Origin of the sequence: Pseudomonas sp. Z3-8 (assembly GCF_051131975.1) — a bacterium.
Lineage (GTDB): Bacteria > Pseudomonadota > Gammaproteobacteria > Pseudomonadales > Pseudomonadaceae > Aquipseudomonas.
This window is the reverse complement of sequence record NZ_CP071643.1, coordinates 3,461,420-3,479,474: the sequence shown is the minus strand read 5'-3', so window position 1 is coordinate 3,479,474 and position 18,055 is coordinate 3,461,420. Positions and strand designations below refer to the sequence as shown.

At 62.9% G+C, this 18,055-nt stretch carries 13 protein-coding genes; 10 read left to right on the top strand and 3 right to left on the bottom strand.

The features are described from left to right. The first annotated feature begins 5 nt into the window (after positions 1-5). Both J3P94_RS15720 and J3P94_RS15715 read left to right on the top strand, forming a co-directional pair. Complete coding sequence (locus J3P94_RS15720; RefSeq protein ID WP_434568708.1) at positions 6-962, top strand: threonine dehydratase; 957 nt, start codon at positions 6-8, stop codon at positions 960-962. A 303-nt stretch (positions 963-1,265) separates the two neighbouring features. Continuing rightward, positions 1,266-1,886 (top strand): TetR/AcrR family transcriptional regulator, encoded by a 621-nt coding sequence (locus J3P94_RS15715; RefSeq protein ID WP_434568707.1) that lies wholly within the window; start codon positions 1,266-1,268, stop codon positions 1,884-1,886. A 129-nt stretch (positions 1,887-2,015) separates the two neighbouring features. Here the strand turns inward: J3P94_RS15715 and J3P94_RS15710 are convergent, their stop codons facing one another. Then, a complete protein-coding gene (locus tag J3P94_RS15710; protein ID WP_434568706.1) occupies positions 2,016-3,476 on the bottom strand; it encodes an efflux transporter outer membrane subunit in 1,461 nt (486 codons plus the stop codon). Between the two features lie 220 nt (positions 3,477-3,696). On the opposite strand from J3P94_RS15710, the gene J3P94_RS15705 reads away from it, so the two are divergent. The 3 genes from J3P94_RS15705 to fabF are packed head-to-tail and all read left to right on the top strand — an operon-like array spanning position 3,697 to position 9,148. Continuing rightward, on the top strand, positions 3,697-4,806 hold the full coding sequence (locus J3P94_RS15705) for an efflux RND transporter periplasmic adaptor subunit (protein ID WP_434568705.1): 1,110 nt from the start codon (positions 3,697-3,699) through the stop codon (positions 4,804-4,806). Beyond that, positions 4,803-7,865: an efflux RND transporter permease subunit gene (locus tag J3P94_RS15700; protein WP_434568704.1), complete on the top strand. Its 3,063-nt coding sequence runs from the start codon at positions 4,803-4,805 to the stop codon at positions 7,863-7,865. Before J3P94_RS15705 ends, J3P94_RS15700 begins: the two co-directional genes overlap by 4 nt. Then, positions 7,862-9,148: a beta-ketoacyl-ACP synthase II gene (fabF, locus tag J3P94_RS15695; RefSeq protein ID WP_434568703.1), complete on the top strand. Its 1,287-nt coding sequence runs from the start codon at positions 7,862-7,864 to the stop codon at positions 9,146-9,148. Before J3P94_RS15700 ends, fabF begins: the two co-directional genes overlap by 4 nt. Before the next feature lie 7 nt (positions 9,149-9,155). On the opposite strand, the gene J3P94_RS15690 is transcribed toward fabF, so the two are convergent. Further along, complete coding sequence (locus tag J3P94_RS15690; RefSeq protein ID WP_434568702.1) at positions 9,156-10,370, bottom strand: multidrug effflux MFS transporter; 1,215 nt, start codon at positions 10,368-10,370, stop codon at positions 9,156-9,158. Between the two features lie 192 nt (positions 10,371-10,562). Further along, positions 10,563-12,776 (bottom strand): TonB-dependent siderophore receptor, encoded by a 2,214-nt coding sequence (locus J3P94_RS15685; protein WP_434568701.1) that lies wholly within the window; start codon positions 12,774-12,776, stop codon positions 10,563-10,565. Positions 12,777-13,066: 290 nt separating this feature from the next. On the opposite strand from J3P94_RS15685, the gene J3P94_RS15680 reads away from it, so the two are divergent. The 5 genes from J3P94_RS15680 to J3P94_RS15660 all read left to right on the top strand — a co-directional run bounded on the left by J3P94_RS15680 (position 13,067) and on the right by J3P94_RS15660 (position 18,000). Beyond that, entirely contained in the window at positions 13,067-13,870 is an 804-nt protein-coding gene (locus tag J3P94_RS15680; RefSeq protein WP_305495001.1) for an ABC transporter ATP-binding protein, read from the top strand. Further along, entirely contained in the window at positions 13,867-14,850 is a 984-nt protein-coding gene (locus J3P94_RS15675; RefSeq protein ID WP_434568700.1) for a FecCD family ABC transporter permease, read from the top strand. The genes J3P94_RS15680 and J3P94_RS15675 overlap by 4 nt, the downstream gene beginning before the upstream one ends. Further along, complete coding sequence (locus J3P94_RS15670) at positions 14,847-15,896, top strand: FecCD family ABC transporter permease (RefSeq protein WP_434568699.1); 1,050 nt, start codon at positions 14,847-14,849, stop codon at positions 15,894-15,896. Before J3P94_RS15675 ends, J3P94_RS15670 begins: the two co-directional genes overlap by 4 nt. 55 nt (positions 15,897-15,951) lie before the next feature. Further along, positions 15,952-16,890 (top strand): ABC transporter substrate-binding protein, encoded by a 939-nt coding sequence (locus J3P94_RS15665; RefSeq protein WP_434568698.1) that lies wholly within the window; start codon positions 15,952-15,954, stop codon positions 16,888-16,890. A gap of 156 nt (positions 16,891-17,046) precedes the next feature. Further along, positions 17,047-18,000: a TauD/TfdA family dioxygenase gene (locus J3P94_RS15660; protein ID WP_434574191.1), complete on the top strand. Its 954-nt coding sequence runs from the start codon at positions 17,047-17,049 to the stop codon at positions 17,998-18,000. The last annotated feature ends 55 nt before the right edge of the window (positions 18,001-18,055 follow it).

Sequence of the window (18,055 nt, the reverse complement as noted above, 5' to 3'; positions counted from 1 at the left end):
TTCTCATGTACACACTGACGCTCGACGAGATTGAACAAGCGGCTCGGCAGGTCTATCAAGTCATGCCCGCCACCGCCCAGTACGCCTGGCCCTTGTTGGCGCAGCGGCTGGGATGCACGGTGTGGGTCAAGCACGAAAACCATGCCCCCACCGGGGCTTTTAAGGTGCGTGGCGGCATTACCTTCATGCATTGGCTCAAGCGTGAGCACCCGCAAGCAAAAGGGATCGTCACCGCCACCCGTGGCAACCACGGCCAGAGCCTGGCGTTGTCGGCCAGCGCCTCGGGGCTGAAGGCGTTGATTGTGGTGCCGGAGGGTAACTCGATCGAAAAGAACAATGCCATGCGCGGCTTCGGCGGCGAAGTGATCGAATACGGCCGCGATTTCGATGAGGCCCGGGAGGAGGCGGCACGCCTGGCGCAAGCGCAGGGGCTGTTTCTGGTGCCGCCGTTTCATACCGAGCTGGTCAAGGGCGTCGCCACCTATGCCCTTGAGCTGTTCATGGCTGTGCCCGACCTGGACACCGTCTACGTACCCATCGGCTGTGGCTCGGGGATTTGCGCAGTGATTGCCGCGCGCGATGCCCTGGGCTTGCAGACCCGGATCGTTGGGGTGGTCTCCACCGAGGCAACGGCTGCAAAAATGTCATTTGAAACCGGAGAAATCTGCGAAACCGCTTCGGCCAACACCTTCGCCGACGGCCTTGCCGTGCGCAGGCCGATTCTCGAAGCCTTGGCCATCTACCGCGCCGCGGCGGCGCGGATCGTGGCGGTCAGTGACCAGGAGATTGCCGAGGCCATGCGCGTCTATTACACCGACACCCATAACCTCGCCGAAGGTGCTGGCGCCGCGGCACTGGCAGGGCTGATCCAGGAGCGTGGGTTGATGGAGGGAAAAAAGGTCGGGGTGGTGCTGTCCGGGGGCAATGTCGACAGGGCGGTGTATGCCGATGTGATTGGCTGACAGCCAAAGGATGGCCGGCTCGAAGGGTAATGCTGTTCACTTAACAAAATGATGTACCCGTGGCGAGGGAGCTTGCTCCCGCTGGGCTGCGAAGCAGTCGCAAACCGGCGGATGCGGTGTGTCTGATACTACGTATTTGGCAGGTTTTGGGGCCGCTTCGCGGCCCAGCGGGAGCAAGCTCCCTTGCCACGGGTTCCCCGATCGCCTTAAGTGAACAGCATTAGCCTCGAAGGGAGCGTTTGTGACTCTATTCCGGAAAGGTCATGAGTTGTCAGCGACCTTTCGGGTGCGTAAGCTGCCCCCATGAACCAGCCATCCATTACCTCACCCAGCGCCCGCGGCCCCGTCGATCACGATATTCGCGATCAGATTGTCGCCGCCGCCAATGAACACTTCAGCCAGTACGGTTATGGCAAGACCACGGTTTCCGACCTGGCCAAGGCCATCGGTTTTTCCAAGGCGTACATCTATAAATTCTTCGATTCCAAGCAGGCGATCGGCGAGGCTATCTGCGCCAATTGCCTGTCGAAAATCGTTGCTGCCGTCGAAGCAGCCATCCAGGAAGAAGGGCTGTCGGCGACGGAGCGTTTTCGCCGGCTGGTCAAGACCGTGATCGCGACGGGCGTGGACCTGTTCTTCAATGAGCGCAAGCTCTACGACATCGCTGCGTTCTCGGCCTCGGAGCGCTGGCCCAGTTCACAAATCTACAACGAGCAGATCAAGAGCTTCGTGCTGCAGATCGTCCGGGAAGGTCGTGAGCTCGGCGAGTTTGAGCGCAAGACGCCACTGGACGAAACCGTCGAAGCCATTCACCTGGCGCTGCGGCCGTTCGTCAATCCGTTGCTGCTGCAGTACAACCTCGATTTCGTCGAGGAAGCGCCCACGCTCACTTCCAACCTGATCCTGCGCAGTCTTATGCCCTGAGCTAGAGGTTCACAGAAAAAGGGCTGCTGCGCAGCCCAGCGGGAGCAAGCTCCCTCGCCACGGGGGTGGTGAACTCCTCATGAATAGCCTTACCTGATATTGCCAATTAGTGACCATTTCAAGGAATGATCACCGGGTTGCCACGGGCGTTTCCTCAGGCGGCTGCCAGCCACCGCCGAGCGCCCGAAAGGCCGCGACTGCCGCCCGTGCCGATTCCGTTCGCGCCTGCGCTCGGGTGTCGGACGTGCGCAGCAGGGTCTCGTCGGCATTGAGCACATCGATCAGGCTGGCGGTACCTTTCCGGTAGGCGATAAACGTCGATTGGCGAGCCTGGGTCAGCGACGTTTCCCCTTGAGCAAGGGTCGTCGCCTGGGCTTCGCGGTTCACCAGGGCGTTGAGGGCGTTTTCAACCTCCTCGGTGGCGCGCAACACCGACTGGCGATAAGCCGCCAGCGCTTCGGCTTCCTGGCCCTTGGCCTGTTCGATCTGCGCGTTGATGCGGGCGAAATCGAAGAGCCTCCAGCGCAGCCCCAGCACACCCGCCGACTGGCTGGCCCCGCCGCTGAAAAGATTGCCGCCGGACACCGCCGTGGCACTGCCGAGCAAGGCGCTGAGGGAGAATTTCGGATAATACTCGGCGACGGCCTCGCCGATCCGTGCGTTGGAGGCCGCCAGGCGGCGCTCGGCGACGATGAGGTCAGGTCGACGTCGAAGCAGGTCCGCAGGGGTTCCTGTCGTCGCCATCGGTGGGGCGAGAGGAATATCGCCCACCTGAGCCAATTGCGGGCGATGGGTGCCAGGCGGCGTGCCGAGCATCACATCCAGCGCATTCATGGCCGCGTCCAACCCGGCCTGCAAAACCGGCACGGTGGCCTGCACCTCTGACAATTGTCCCTCGGTCTGGCGGACCTGATAGCTGGCGGCCAGGCCCTTGCTGTAGAGCAATTGGACTTTTTCCAGCAGGTCCTGCTGCGTCCTGACCTGGCGGTTCGCGATGTCGAGCCGGGTCTGTAGACCCCGCACGGTGATGTAGATGTCGGCGACCTGCGCGGCGACGGCCAGGCGCGTGGCGACGGCACCGGCCTCCGACGCCTGGTATTCGGCCAGCGCCGCCTCGCGCCCGCGGCGCAGGCCGCCGAAGGCATCTAGCTCCCAGCCGGCACCGAGGTTGAGCTCGTAGAAGTTTCCGTATCGGTCGTAGCCGGGCGTCGAGTCCAGCACCTGGCCGAGCGGGGTCTCGACCGATTGGTATGAACGCGCGGCCTGGCCACTGATGTTGCCCGAGGGCAGCAAAGCGGCGTTGGCCGCGCCGAGGCCGGCCCGTGCCTGGGTGACGCGCGCCGACGCCTGCGCCAGGTCCAGGTTCTGTTCCAGGGCTTGTTGGATGAAGGCGGTGAGGGTGGGATCAGCGAAGCCTTCCCACCAGTTGACCAGCAGGGTCGGTGCGGCCGTGGAGCGCTGTTCGACCGCAGGCTGGCCCAGGTACCGGCTCGGAAGCGGCGCGGCGGCACGTTGGTAATCCGGGCCGACCGCGCAACCGGCCATGAGGCTGGCACTCATTAGAAGAGCAATGGGGCGCAGGGGAGGCATCGTATTTCCTTAAGTGGAGATTATTTGTGACCATACTAATTATTGGTCACTTAAAGTCAAATCATCTTGTTCGCAGCGGTTTTTATCTCGTCGTTTAGGCCAGAACGTACGCTGCTCAGAAGAAGGTCGCCCGTCAACTGGTGTTTTAGTGACGATTGACATAAACGGTCACAAGCATTGAGAATGCGCCTTCCATCCTAGCGTTCAAGTAAGGGACCCTATGCTCCGGCGCCGACCTGTCACCATTGCCGCTTGCTTGTTGCCGCTCGTCCTGACGGCGTGCGGCGAGTCCTCCACCACCAAGGATCCGCGCACACTGGCGCCGTTGGTGCGGGTGTCCGAGGTATCGGCGGCGTCCGATACCTCGCGTTCCTTCACCGGCGTGGTGACCGCCCGCGTCCAGAGCGATTTGGGTTTCCGGGTTTCCGGCAAGGTGCTCGAACGTCTGGTCGACACTGGCCAGACCGTCAAGCGGGGCCAGCCACTCATGCGCCTTGATCCCATCGATCTCGGCTTGCAGGCACGCGCGCAGCAGGAGGCCGTCGCCGCGGCCCGGGCGCGGGCCCGGCAGACCGCGGATGACGAGGCGCGGTATCGCGACCTGGTCGCTGCGGGCGCTGTTTCCGCCTCGGGCTACGACCAGATCAAGGCCGCCGCCGACACCGCGAAAGCGCAACTCAGCGCCGCCCAGGCGCAGGCTGACGTAGCGCGCAATGCCTCCGGTTATGCGGTGCTGCTGGCCGACGCCGATGGCGTGGTGATGGAGACCCTGGCCGAGCCCGGACAAGTCGTCAGCCCTGGCCAAATCGTCGTGCGACTGGCGCGTGCAGGCCAGCGCGAAGCCGCTGTGCAGTTGCCCGAGACCCTGCGGCCCGCCCCCGGCGCAACCGCGCAGGCGAGGCTTTATGGCAACGCCGCCGCGACGGTTAACGCCAAGCTCAGGTGGCTGTCGGATTCCGCCGATCGGGTCACACGCACCTTCGAGGCACGTTATGTGTTGGAGGGCGCGCTGGCCAATGCCCCGCTGGGTTCGACAGTGACGCTGCGCATCAGTCCGGGCAGCCGGTTGGGGCAGGCGCTGCAAGTGCCGATCGCCGCGCTGCACGACTCGGGCAAAGGTGCCGGCGTCTGGGTGATCGCCGGTGAACCGGCAAAAGTTTCCTGGCGTCCGCTCCAGCTACTGGGCCTGAGCGACGACACTGCGCAAGTCTCGGGCGAGCTGAAAGTCGGCGAGCGGATCGTCGCACTGGGCGCGCATCTGCTACGCGAGGGTGAAGAGGTGAGGCTGGCTCAACCGGGCGATGTGAAGGTTGCGGAGAATCGTCCATGAGCTTCAATCTCTCGGCGCTCGCCGTTCGCGAGCGCTCGATCACGGTGTTCCTGTTGTTCCTGATTGCTGTCGCGGGTGTCCTGGCGTTCTTCCAGCTGGGCCGCGCGGAAGATCCGCCGTTCACCGTCAAGCAACTTACCGTCATCACCGCCTGGCCAGGGGCGACGGCCCAGGAGATGCAGGACCAGGTCGCCGAGCCGCTGGAAAAACGCCTGCAGGAATTGAAGTGGTACGACCGCACGGAAACCTATACGCGCCCGGGGCTAGCGTTCACCATGGTGTCGCTGGTCGACCGCACGCCGCCGTCCCAGGTCCAGGAGGAGTTCTACCAGGCGCGCAAGAAGCTCGCCGACGAAGCCATCAAGCTACCGGCCGGTGTCATCGGGCCGATGGTCAACGACGAGTTTTCCGACGTGACCTTTGCGCTGTTCGCCCTGAAAGCCAGAGGCGAGCCGCAGCGATTGCTGGTGCGTGACGCCGAGGCGTTGCGCCAACGGCTGCTGCACGTGCCGGGTGTAAAAAAGGTCAACATCATTGGCGAGCAGGCCGAACGGATTTTCGTGTCCTTTTCCCATGATCGGTTGGCGACCCTGGGGGTTTCGCCGCAGGAAATCTTTGCCGCCCTCAACGGCCAGAACATGCTCACGCCAGCGGGGTCGATCGAAACCGTCGGGCCGCAGGTCTTCCTGCGCCTGGACGGCGCCTTCGACAAGTTGCAGAAGATTCGCGATACACCGGTGGTGGTACAAGGTCGCTCGCTGAAGCTGTCGGACGTGGCGACCGTCGAGCGCGGCTACGAAGACCCGGCCACATTCCTGGTGCGCAACGGCGGCGAAGAGGCGCTGTTGCTGGGCGTGATCATGCGCGAGGGCTGGAACGGCCTCGACCTGGGCAAAGCGCTGGATGTGGAAAGCAGCAATATCAATGCGGGCATGCCACTGGGCATGACGCTGACCAAGGTCACCGACCAATCGGTGAACATCGACTCGGCCGTCGGCGAGTTCATGGTCAAGTTCTTCGTCGCGCTGCTGGTGGTGATGCTTGTCTGCTTCCTGAGCATGGGCTGGCGCGTCGGGGTGGTGGTCGCGGCAGCGGTGCCGCTGACCCTGGCGGTGGTGTTCGTGGTCATGGCCGCCACCGGCAAGAACTTCGACCGCATTACTTTGGGGTCGCTGATCCTGGCGCTCGGGCTGCTGGTGGATGACGCCATCATTGCCATTGAAATGATGGTGGTGAAGATGGAGGAGGGCTACGACCGGATCAAGGCCTCCGCCTATGCCTGGAGCCACACGGCCGCGCCGATGCTTTCCGGCACCCTGGTGACCGCCATCGGCTTCATGCCCAATGGCTTCGCCCAATCAACCGCCGGCGAGTACACCAGCAACATGTTCTGGATCGTCGGCATTGCGCTGATCGCTTCCTGGGTGGTCGCGGTGGCGTTCACGCCGTACCTGGGTGTCAAGCTGCTGCCCGACATCAAGCCGGTCGAGGGTGGTCACGCGGCCATCTACAACACCCGCCATTACAACCGCTTCCGCCAGATACTGACCCGCGTCATCGCACGCAAGTGGTGGGTGGCCGGGACGGTGATCGCAACGTTCTTCGTAGCGATTGTGGGCATGGGCCTGGTGAAGAAGCAGTTCTTCCCGACCTCGGACCGCCCAGAGGTACTGGTGGAAGTGCAGATGCCTTATGGCACTTCCATCGAGCAGACCAGCGCCACCACCGCGAAGGTCGAAGCCTGGCTGCAACAGCAGGAAGAGGCGAAGATCGTCACCGCCTATATCGGTCAAGGCGCGCCGCGTTTCTACCTGGCGATGGCGCCGGAACTCCCCGACCCGTCCTTCGCCAAGATCGTGGTCCTGACCGACAGCCAGGAGGCGCGCGAAGCCCTCAAGTTCCGTCTGCGTGAAGCGGTCGCCGAAGGGCTTGCCCCAGAGGCGCGGGTGCGGGTGACCCAGCTGGTGTTTGGCCCTTACTCGCCGTTCCTCGTGGCCTATCGGGTGATGGGGCCGGATCCGGCGAAACTGCGCGAGATCGCCAGCCAGGTTGAGGGCATCATGCAGGCAAGCCCACTGATGAGGACCGTCAACACCGATTGGGGGCCGCTGGCGCCGACGCTGCATTTCAACCTCGACCAGGACCGCTTGCAGGCGGTGGGGCTGACGTCCAGCGCAGTCGCCCAGCAACTGCAGTTCCTGCTCACGGGCGTGCCGATCACGGCGGTCCGCGAGGACATCCGCTCGGTGCAGGTGGTCGGCCGCGCTGCCGGCGATATCCGCCTCGACCCCGCAAAAATAGAGGGCTTTACCCTGGTGGGCGTGACGGGCCAGCGGATTCCGCTGTCCCAGGTGGGCGAAGTCGATGTGCGCATGGAGGACCCGATCCTGCGCCGACGTGATCGCACGCCGACCATGACCGTGCGCGGCGACATCGCCGAAGGCCTGCAACCTCCGGATGTCTCCAGCGCAATCATCAAGCAACTGCAACCGGTGATCGACAGATTGCCCAGCGGCTACCGTATCGAGCAGGCGGGCGCGATCGAGGAGTCGGGCAAGGCCGGCAAGGCCATCGTGCCGCTGGTGCCGATCATGGTCGCCATGACGCTGCTGATCATCATCCTGCAAGTGCGTTCGGTCTCGGCGATGATCATGGTCTTCCTTACCGCACCGCTGGGCTTGATTGGCGTGGTGCCGACGCTGCTGATCTTCAATCAGCCGTTCGGCATCAATGCGCTGGTCGGGCTGATCGCGCTGTCGGGCATCCTGATGCGCAATACGTTGATCCTGATCGGGCAGATCCATCACAACGCCAATGAAGGCCTCGATCCGTTCCACGCGGTGATCGAAGCCACGGTGCAGCGAGCCAGGCCGGTGCTGCTCACGGCGCTGGCGGCGATCCTGGCGTTCATTCCGCTGACCCATTCGGTGTTCTGGGGAACGCTGGCCTACACCCTGATCGGTGGCACGTTCGTCGGCACCATCATGACGCTGGTATTCCTGCCGGCGATGTATTCCATCTGGTTCAAGATCCGTCCCGAGACGAAGAGGGCAGCATGAAAAATCACCAAGGTCTGAAACGAATCGTCGTCACCGGTGTGGGCATGGTCGGGCCGCTGGGTTGCGTCGTGGATGAGGTGTGGCAGCGATTGCTGGCCGGGCATTCCGGCATTCGCAATCTGTCCGCCGACGTCACCGAAGGCACCGGCGTCGCGGTGGGTGGGCAGGTGCCGACCCTTGAAGAGGACGGCATTGCCGGTTACGACCCGGAGCGCCTCATCGCGCCCAAGGATCGCAAGAAGATGGACCGCTTCATCGAGTTCGCCCTGGTGGCGGCTCACGAAGCCCTGGAGCAGGCCGGCTGGCATCCCGTCGAGGGCATTGATCAGGAGCGAACCGCCACGATCATTTCCTCGGGCGTGGGTGGTTTCGCCACGATTGCCGATGCCGTGCGCACCACGGACAGTCGTGGCCCGCGTCGTCTGTCGCCGTTCACCGCGCCGGCTTTCCTGGCCAACATGGCGGCCGGGCAGGTGTCGATCCGGCATGCGTTCAAAGGGCCGCTGGGCGCACCCGTCACGGCTTGCGCCGCCGGCGTACAGGCCATCGGCGATGCGGCCAGGCTGATCAGGAGTGGCGAGGCGGACATTGCCATCTGCGGCGGCACCGAGGCGGCGATAGACCGCGTGACCCTGGGTTGTTTCGCGGCGGCTCGCGCGCTGTCCACCGGCTTCGCCGAGCGCCCGCAAGAGGCCTCGCGGCCGTTTGATCGTGATCGCGACGGTTTTGTCATGGCCGAAGGCGCCGGTTTGCTGGTGATCGAATCGCTGGAACACGCCCTGGCACGTGGGGCCAAGCCCCTGGCCGAGCTGGTAGGTTATGGCACCAGCGCCGACGCCTATCACCTGACCGCAGGGCCGGAGGATGGCAACGGTGCCCGCCGCGCCATGGAACAGGCGCTGCGCCAGGCCGGTATCAGCCCCGCCGAGGTGCAGCACATCAACGCTCACGCGACCTCCACTCAGGTTGGCGACGCGGGTGAGCTGGCAGCGATTCGCGCGGTGTTCGGCGTGGACTCCGGTGTGGCGATCACCTCGACAAAATCCGCCACCGGGCATCTGTTGGGCGCCGCCGGAGGCATCGAAGCCATTTTCACCGTGCTCGCGCTTCGTGACCAGATCGTGCCGCCGACGCTGAACCTGCTTCATCCGGATGAGGCAGCCAGCGGGCTCGATCTGGTTGGGCTGAAGTCGCGGAAGATGCCGATCACCCATGCGCTGTCGAATGGGTTCGGCTTTGGTGGCGTCAACGCCAGCGTGCTGTTCCGTCGCTGGGAAGACTGACGTCGGCTCAGCGGCGCAAGAAGAACAGCAGCAGCGCGATCAGGCAGGTCAACGCCTGGATCGCGCCCAGCGTGGTGATGGGCGAAAAGCTCAATACGGAGGCCAGCCAGGTGGTCAGCGCCGCAGCGCCCATGGACAAGAATCCCAGCAACGCCGAGGCCATGCCGGCCTCCTTGCCGAAAGGCCCCATGGTGATGGCGGTGCCCAGCGGGTTCGCCAGGCCCATGCCCCAGAGGAATGTCACCATCGAGAAGGCATACCAGCCCAGGCCTGGGTCAGCCGGCCCGACCACAAGCAGGCCACCGCCGAGCATGGCGCAGGCAATGCCCAGCAAGGCGATGGTACGCGTGCCGTAGCGGTGCGCCAGGCGCGGGGCCGCCATGCCGGCGGCGAACACGACGAACACCGTCGAGGCGAAATACAGGCCGGCTTGCACTGACGTCAGGCCGATGCCTTTCATCAGGATCGCCGGGGCGGCCGCGAAAGAAGCGAACAAGCCGCTCAGCAGCAGGCTCATCGACAGGGCGGGGAGGATAAAGCGCTTGTCCCCCATCAGCCTTGCGTAAGCGCGCACGACGCTGCCGGTGGAGTGCGGCGCCCGGCGATCGGCGGGATGGGTTTCACCAAGATCACGAACATAAAAAAACGCCAGCACCACGGCGGCCAATCCCACCAGGATGAAGATGGCGCGCCAGCCGAGCGTGACGGTCAGGAGGCTGCCGGCCAGCGGTGAAAAACCCGGCGCGGCGGCGGTGGCGACCATGGTCAGCGACAGGGCGCGGGCCAACGTCTCGCCTTCGAACAGATCCCGAGCGATGGCGCGCGACAGCACCGAGGCCGCGCACACGCCCAATGCCTGGACGATGCGTCCGGCGATCATGACATCGAGCGTGGTGGCGAGCCCTGCGATGACGGTCCCGACCATGAACACCGACAATCCGCCCAGCACCAGCTTCTTGCGCCCATAACGATCGGCCAGCGGCCCGACCACCAACTGGCCCAGGGCAAAGGTGACGAAGTAGCTGGAGAGCGTCAGGCCCAGTTCGCGGGCGGTCACGCCCAAGTCATCGCCAATGACCGGGAATGCGGGAAGGATGATGTTGGTGGAAAGCATGCCAATCGCCGCGAGGCCTGCGAGCAGGGCGACGACTCGACCGGTCAGGGCTGGACGCGATGCCTCTGGCTGCGCTTGCGCAATCGCTGATGCACTTCCAGTTTCCATGGATCAACCCTCTTGGCCGGTTATTGTCTGGCTTATGATGATCGTAATATGACGATCGACATCTGATGCGTCAAGTCAAAAGAGAATTCAGAGGGGCGGGTGCGATGAAGGGGGGCAGCGGGCTTGAAAAGGTTTTCGTTCAGCGCGAAATGGCTCGGTCGGCGCTTGTCGGCGCCGACCGAGCCAGGGGTTTTACCAGCGGAAGTTGACGGAGGTCACCAGCTCGCGCTCGTCGCCGTAGCGGCAGATGGCTGCTTCGCAGTAAACGTATTTCTTGTTTGTCACGTTGTTCGCATTGAGGGAGACGTCCCAGTTCTTGTCGATCTGGTAGCTGGCCATGGCATCGAACAGGGTGTAGGCGGGCAATTGTGAATCGATGCCCGACGCCTGGGTGGTGCCTTTGTAGCGCGCGCCGCCGCCCACCTTCAGCTGTGGCACGCCGAAGAGCGCGAAGTTGTAATCAGCCCACAGCGCGGCCTGGTGGTAAGGCGTATCTTCGCTGCGCTGGCCGACTTCGCTCTGGATTACGCTTTTGGTGATGCGTGAATCGGTGTAGGCATACGTCGCGATGACTGTCAGTTGAGGCGTGACGTCGCTCTTGGCTTCCAGTTCGAGGCCACGGGAGCGCTGTTCGCCGATCTGCTGCGGGTTGTTACCGGCGAGGTCGCGCTTGACGACGTTTTCCTGGGTCAGCTCATAAACCGCTGCGCTCAACAGCGTATTGCTGCCAGGAGGCTGGTAGCGGATACCGATTTCATACTGCTTGCCTTCGGTCGGCTCGAACGTCTGGCCAGGAGCATCGGCAACCGCTACCGGGAAGAACGATTCGCTGTAGCTGATGTAAGGGGCCAAGCCGTTATCGGCCTCGTACACCAGGCCGGCGCGCCAGGTGGTGGACTCGTCGTCCTGGCTCAGCTTCTGGCCGGTGGCGAAGCCTTCCTGGTCCTGGTCGGCCCAGTCATGGCGACCGCCCAGCAGCAGCAGCCAGTGATCATCGAACTTGATCTGGTCTTGCAGGTAGATGCCGGTCTGGAAGGTATCGATCTGCGAACCACGGTCACGGTTCCGGCGCTTGTCTACAACAACTGGCTGGCCGTAGTTGTAGTCACCGATATTGATCGATGTCGAGTTGGCGCGGAAATTGTGCGAGTCATACGACGCATCATAAGTATCCGCGCCGACGAGGAAGGTGTTTTCAATACCGCCAATGTTCCAGCGCGTCTCGATGTTGGTGTCGCTGGCCAGTGCCCGGGAACGCTCGCGCCGGTCACTGTACTGACGACGAAGGACGCCGGTATTGGCTGCTCCGTTGATGGCTGCCGTGCTGGTCTGTGCCTGCATGTATTTCCACTTCACATCCGCTTCGTAGTAACGGAGCTTGTTGCTGATACGGGTGTGCTCATCGAAGCGGTGTTCGAACTCATAACCGATGGCGGACATCTCGCCATTCATGTCGTCGTAATCGGGCTCGCCGATGAAATCGTGGCGGCCGATGGTGACCGGCCCGTTGCCCACGCCCTTGACCAATTGATAGGGCAGCGGGGCGGAGAAACGGGTGTCGCTCTTCTGATAGAACGAGAGCAGGGTCAGCGACGTATCTTCATTGGGGCGCCAGGTCAGGGCCGGGGCGATGTAGAGCTTGTCGTCGTTGATGTAGTCCTGCTGGGTGTCGCTGTCGCGCTTGAGCATGGTCAAGCGGTAGCTGAGGACTTCGCTGTCGCCGAGCGGCCCGCTGAAGTCGGCGGTCAGTTGCTTGCGATCATGGTTGCCGTATTGCATGCCCAGCTCGTGCTGTGGGGTTTCGGTCGGGCGTTTGCTCACGCCGTTGACGAAGCCACCGGGCGACAGTTGGCCGTACAACACCGAAGCCGCGCCGCGCACGACCTCCACGCGTTCCAGACCATAGGGTTCCTGCACACCGTCGTAAGAGTTGTACTGCAAGCGCATGCCGTCGCGTAGCGAACCGCCCGTGGCGGATTCGACGTCGAATCCGCGCATGCGGAACCGGTCGGAGGTGCGGTTGAAGCTGCTTGGCTGGCTGGTGAAACCCGGGGTATAGCTCAGGGCATCTGCCAGTGTGTCGGACTTGCGATCACGCATTTCATCGGCGGTCACCACGGAAACCGATTGCGGCGTTTCGGTGATGGCTGCGTTGGATTTGGTGGCGCTGCCGTTACGCAAGGCGACCTTGCCGGCCAGCGGCGCCGTCGGGTTTTCCACGGCGGCGGCGTTGATGTTGATTTCGCCGAGTTGAAGAGGGGCATTGGCAGCAGCCTCCTCCTGTGCGGCCATCGCCTGTGCTGAAAAAATGCTCCCCAAAGCCAGTGCCAGCGTGCTCAGGTGAAACGCAGGATGACGCGAGACGTAACGTTTTTCGGTGCCAACTATTGTTTTTCTGACGAGCATCGAGGAAGTCCTTGGGGTTGTTTTTGTCTTCGCAGGCCTGCTGTCCCGGTCCAGCGGCATCGGGCAAACGAACGAGGTTAGTGTCTACTGGCCATAATCTGACTGTGAATGATAAGGGTTTGCATTAATATTGTCAGGCTTGTAGCGAAATTATTTTGGTTTCGACATATTCTGTGCCCCACTTTTTTGACCCTTGGTGGATTTCCCTGTGTTGTCAGGGGGAAATGATCCGGGGGGATCTGTACGATGGACGAAACGATCAGGCCCTCTAGGGCGTTGGAGGGACGGTCATGCTGAAAGCCAGCAACGTGCGGCTGAGCTATGGCGAGCAACAGATTCTCAACGGTGTCAGCCTGGATATTCCCGAAGGTTGCTTCACCGCGTTGATCGGGGCCAACGGCTGCGGCAAGACCACGCTGCTTAATGTACTGGCGCATATGTTGCGGCCGAGCGCGGGTGACGTGCACCTGGGCGGAAAATCGTTGGGACAGTACTCACGCCGCGCATTGGCGCAACGAATGGCGTTGTTGCCCCAGCGCACCACGTCGCCGGCCGGCATGAGCGTGCGGGAGCTGGTGATGCAGGGGCGCTTCCCCTGGCAGAGCTGGTGGCGCCAATGGTCCGATCAGGACCAGCAGGCGATTGATCGCGCCATCGACCTGGCGGGTATCGGGCCTTTGCTGGATCGCTCGCTGGCCACCCTGTCGGGCGGGCAGTTGCAGCGCTGCTGGATTGCCATGACCCTGGCCCAGGACACTCCGGTGATCCTGCTGGACGAACCGACGACCTTTCTCGACATCGCGCACCAGATCACGCTGCTCGAATTGCTGGTGGATCTGCGTGAGCAAGGCAAGACCATCGTGGCGGTGCTGCACGACCTCAACCAGGCCGCGCGTTACGCCGATCACCTGGTGATGATGCGCGAGGGTCGGTTGCTGGCCCAGGGCGCGCCTGCCGAGGTGTTCACCCGGGAAAACCTCAAGGCGGTCTTTGACCTGGACGCGCACATCATTACCGACCCTTATTCCGGCGATCCGTTATGTGTCCCCCAAACCACCCGTAGCCAGCCGCTGGCTGTGCGGGAGGCGATGTGATTCACGGTTTGCGCTTGCCGGTGTGGCTGGGCCTGCTGATTGCGATTGCCCTGGCCGCGCTGCTGCATCTGGCGGTGGGCGCCAAGAGCATCCCCTGGAGCGAGGCGTGGCAGGCCTTGGTCGCCTATTCGCCAGACAGCCCCGACCAGAGCGTCATTCGTGGCAGCCGCCTGCCACGCCTGCTGGTGGCCATGCTGGTGGGCGCGAGTCTCGGTCTGGCCGGTGCGATCATGCAGGCGGTGGGCGACAACCCATTGGCCGACCCGGGGATCCTCGGCATCAACAGCGGCGCGGCATTGTTCGTCGTGTTCGGCTTGCTGGTGCTACCGGGCCACGATCTGTCGATGATCCCGCTGTTTGCTTTCAGCGGCGCCCTGGTCGCCGCCGTTGGTGTTCTGCTGTTGGCGGGCAGGGGCCACAACCCGATTCGACTGACGTTGTCCGGGGCGATGATCGCGGCGTTGTTCAGTGCTATCACTTCGATTTTACTGCTGCTCGATCAGCAGGGGCTGGACAGCCTGCGGCGCTGGCTCACCGGCTCGATCGGGGTGACCGGAGGCTCGATGCAGGCGTGGGTCTGGCCTTATGCCGTGTTGGGCATGTTCCTCTGCCTGGTCAACGTCCGCGCGTTGAACGCGCATCGGTTGGGTCCGCAAGCCGCCGCCGGCATGGGCGTCAACCTGTTGAAGATGCGTCTGTTCGGCCTGGCTTCGGTGGTTCTGCTGTCAGGCTGCGCCGTGGCCCTGGCGGGGCCGATCGGTTTTGTCGGGCTGGTGGTGCCTCACACCGCGCGCCTGTTGTTCGGCGATGACTACCGTCGGTTGCTGCTGGCCGCGCCCTTGCTTGGCGCGCTCCTGCTGATCCTGGCGGACATCGCCGCCAGGACCGTGGTGCGTCCCTTCGAGCTCAATACCGGGATCGTCACGGCGCTGATCGGCGGGCCGATCTTCGTGGTTCTGGTGTTGAGGAAAGTTCGATGATGCGCTTGGGGCTGACCCTGCCCAGAATGCTGCCGTTGCTGCCCTGGGTGGCCCGGCCGATCGACCTGATTTCGGTGCTGGTGTTGCTGCTTGCCTTGGTTGCGTTGGCCTTGTATGCACTGACCGTCGGCAGTTATTCACTGGATGTTGCCCAGGCCTGGCAAGCGCTGGCAGCCCCTGACCAGGCCAACCCGACGACGCGTAATCTGCTCTGGGAGTTGCGCCTGCCGCGGGTGTTGCTGGCGATCCTCGCCGGGGCGGCGATGTCGCTGGCCGGCCTGTTGATGCAATCGTTGACGCGCAATCCCCTGGCGGCGCCGGGCCTGGTAGGCGTGGAGTCGGGCGCCAGCGTCACCATGTTGTTGATCATCGTGCTCTGGCCCACGCTGCTGCCGCTGGAGCTGTATCCGTTGGCGGCACTGACCGGTGGGCTGGCCGTGGCGTTCTTCGTCGCGTTGCTGTCGTGGCGCCAGGGCATCTCGCCGCTGCGCTTGATCCTCGTCGGCGTCGGGCTGACCGCCATGCTCAGTGCGGTTGCCGACCTGCTCATCACCTACGGCAATATCGACCAGGTGGAGTCAGCCTTGATGTGGCTGGGCGGCAGCTTGCATCGGGCCGGCTGGGCCCAGGTCCATAGTCTCGCCGCCTGGTTGCTGCTGGCGGGGGCGCCGCTGCTGTTTTTTCATCGCCAGTTGAACCTGTTGCAGTTGGGTGAAAAAGTCGCCCTCAGTCGAGGCCTGAATGTGACGGGTGTCATGGCCTTCCTGTTGCTTTGCAGCGTCATGCTGACGGCGGCAGCGGTGGCGAATGTCGGCACCATGACCTTTGTCGGCCTGGTGGCCCCGCACTTGGCGCGCCAACTGGCGGGTGATCGCCACGGCGCCCTGATGCCTTTATCCGCGTTGATGGGGGCGCTGCTGGTGCTGGCGGGCGACACACTGGGGCGGGGGCTTTTCCCGCCGTTGCAATTACCGGCGGGGCTGGTGGTCGCGATCATCGGAGCGCCCTATCTGATCGTCTTGTTGGCGCGTCAACGCAGTCGCTGAGAACACCGCGACGTTCATATTGAAGTTATCTGGAGGCAAGAGCGTGCGGGGAAGGGTGAAGGGAATATTCCAAGGGTTGCTCGGCATGCTTTGTGTGTCGTTGGCATTGCTGTCGATGCCTGCTGGCGCGGCTGAAACCAAGGTGTTCGAGAACAGTTTCGGCCGGGTTGAAGTGCCCGTTTCGCCGCGTTGCATCGTGTCTTTGCATGATTTCAGCCTGACCACCCAGTTGCTGGAGTTGGGTATCAAGCCCTGCGGCTCGACAGGGCGCAAAAAGCTGTTTTCGGATGTGCTGTTTCGCGGCGCGCAAGAGCGCTTCGATGTGACGGGCATTCAATACATCGGCTCGCACCAGTCGCCTGACCTCGAAGCCATTGCGGCGTTGAAGCCTGACCTGATCATCGGCCTGTCCTATCACGCCGACCTCAAGGACAAGCTCAGCAAGATCGCCCCGGTCGTTCTGTTGCCGTCGCGAGAGAGCGATATCAAGACCTACGCCAAGGAACTCGCCGACCTGGTCGGCAAGCAACAGCGCTATGAAGAAATGCTTCGCGAATACCAATGGGTGGTCAGCGAGTTCAAGAAGCGCGTCAAGGACCCTGCGCGCATCACGGTCACCACGCTGGAAGTCTATACCGATGGTTTCCAGTTGATCGGCCGTGGCGGGATGGATGACGTTATCGCTGATTTCGGGCTGGGGCGTGTCGCCGCGTATCGTGAGGCGCGGCAGAATGTGCCCTACAGCCTGGAGCGAATCGGTGACTTCGACAGTGATTTCATTATCGACACCTATGAGGAGCTGCTCGATTCGGAAACCAGCACCGCAGCTTTCCGCCAGTCCCCTCAATGGCGGAACCTGTTCGCCGTGAAGAACCGTCAGTTTCTTTACCTGAACCGCAGTCGTTATGCCGATACGATGCAAGGCCTGCTGGGGTCCGCTTACCTGCTGATGTCCCATATCGCTGAGCGCGAGAGTGTGCTTCAGGGCAAGTGAATCGTAGCAGCTGTCATACTATCGTCATTAATGACAATCATTCTCTATTGCGGTTGTTACTCGTTTGTATTAGTTTGTGCTCTCGAAAAATACGCTCATCGGAATGGCGAGGGATTACAAATGGAAACTGGTTTGGCGCGTGCACAGGTTCAATCCATGGAAGGCGTACCGGGCAACGAGCAGACCTTGCCGTTCATTTTCGAAGCGCCCGCCACGGGGGCTCGCTGGCAGGATAGCCGAGCGCAGATCCTGCAGGCAGTCGAGGCCGAGTTGCCGCGTGTCGGCGGCATCCTGTTCCGCGGTTTTGCTTTCAGCGGGGAAGCTGATTTCGAGGAATTTGCCCGCGGTTTTGGCCATGAGCTGCTGACCTACGACTACGCCTCCACGCCGCGCACCAAGCTCAACAACCGCGTATACACCTCCACTGAATACCCTGCCCACCAGGTCATCCCGCTGCACAACGAGCAGTCCTATTCGCTCAATTGGCCGATGAAGATCTGGTTCCACTGCGTACAGGCTTCTCCTGTGGGGGGTGAAACCCCGATCGCCGATAGCCGCAGGGTCTACCAGCAACTCGATCCGGCGATCCGCCAGCGCTTCGCCGAGAAACGCCTGATGTACGTGCGCAACTACGGCAACGGCCTCGACTTGCCCTGGCAGCAGGCGTTCAGCACCGAAGATCGCTCGCAGGTGGAACAATTCTGTCGCGCCAACCACATCCAGTTCCAATGGACGGACGACGGCGAGCTGTCCACGCGCCAGGTCTGCCAGGCCGTGGCCCAGCATCCGGTGACCGGGGAGTGGGTATGGTTCAACCAGGCGCATCTGTTTCATATCTCCAATCTCGCTGCGCCGGTACGCGAGACGCTGATTTCCATCGTTGGCGAAGAGGGTGTGCCACGTAACGTCTTCTACGGGGACGGTTCACCCATCGAGCTGGAAGCCCTGGAGCATGTGCGCGGCGTACTGCAGCGCTGCCAGGTGACTTTCCCCTGGCAGGCGGGCGACGTGCTGATGCTCGACAACATGCTGGTGGCTCACGGCCGCTCGACATTCCAGGGCGCGCGAAAGGTCGTGGTCGCCATGGCCGAGCCTGCTTCGGCGGGTTGAGCCCGACGCTCTTGCATTAAGCCGCCGCATTGGGTGGCTTATTCCAAACAAGCAA

Excerpts from the sequence above, each read along its gene's own strand:
- J3P94_RS15660 (WP_434574191.1), top strand. The coding sequence starts at position 17,047 with ATGGAAGGCGTACCGGGCAACGAGCAGACCTTGCCGTTCATTTTCGAA.
- J3P94_RS15705 (WP_434568705.1), top strand. The coding sequence starts at position 3,697 with ATGCTCCGGCGCCGACCTGTCACCATTGCCGCTTGCTTGTTGCCGCTC.
- J3P94_RS15700 (WP_434568704.1), top strand. The coding sequence starts at position 4,803 with ATGAGCTTCAATCTCTCGGCGCTCGCCGTTCGCGAGCGCTCGATCACG.
- J3P94_RS15715 (WP_434568707.1), top strand. The coding sequence starts at position 1,266 with ATGAACCAGCCATCCATTACCTCACCCAGCGCCCGCGGCCCCGTCGAT.
- J3P94_RS15690 (WP_434568702.1), bottom strand. The coding sequence starts at position 10,370 with ATGGAAACTGGAAGTGCATCAGCGATTGCGCAAGCGCAGCCAGAGGCA.
- J3P94_RS15670 (WP_434568699.1), top strand. The coding sequence starts at position 14,847 with ATGATGCGCTTGGGGCTGACCCTGCCCAGAATGCTGCCGTTGCTGCCC.
- J3P94_RS15680 (WP_305495001.1), top strand. The coding sequence starts at position 13,067 with ATGCTGAAAGCCAGCAACGTGCGGCTGAGCTATGGCGAGCAACAGATT.
- J3P94_RS15720 (WP_434568708.1), top strand. The coding sequence starts at position 6 with ATGTACACACTGACGCTCGACGAGATTGAACAAGCGGCTCGGCAGGTC.
- fabF (WP_434568703.1), top strand. The coding sequence starts at position 7,862 with ATGAAAAATCACCAAGGTCTGAAACGAATCGTCGTCACCGGTGTGGGC.
- J3P94_RS15710 (WP_434568706.1), bottom strand. The coding sequence starts at position 3,476 with ATGCCTCCCCTGCGCCCCATTGCTCTTCTAATGAGTGCCAGCCTCATG.
- J3P94_RS15685 (WP_434568701.1), bottom strand. The coding sequence starts at position 12,776 with ATGCTCGTCAGAAAAACAATAGTTGGCACCGAAAAACGTTACGTCTCG.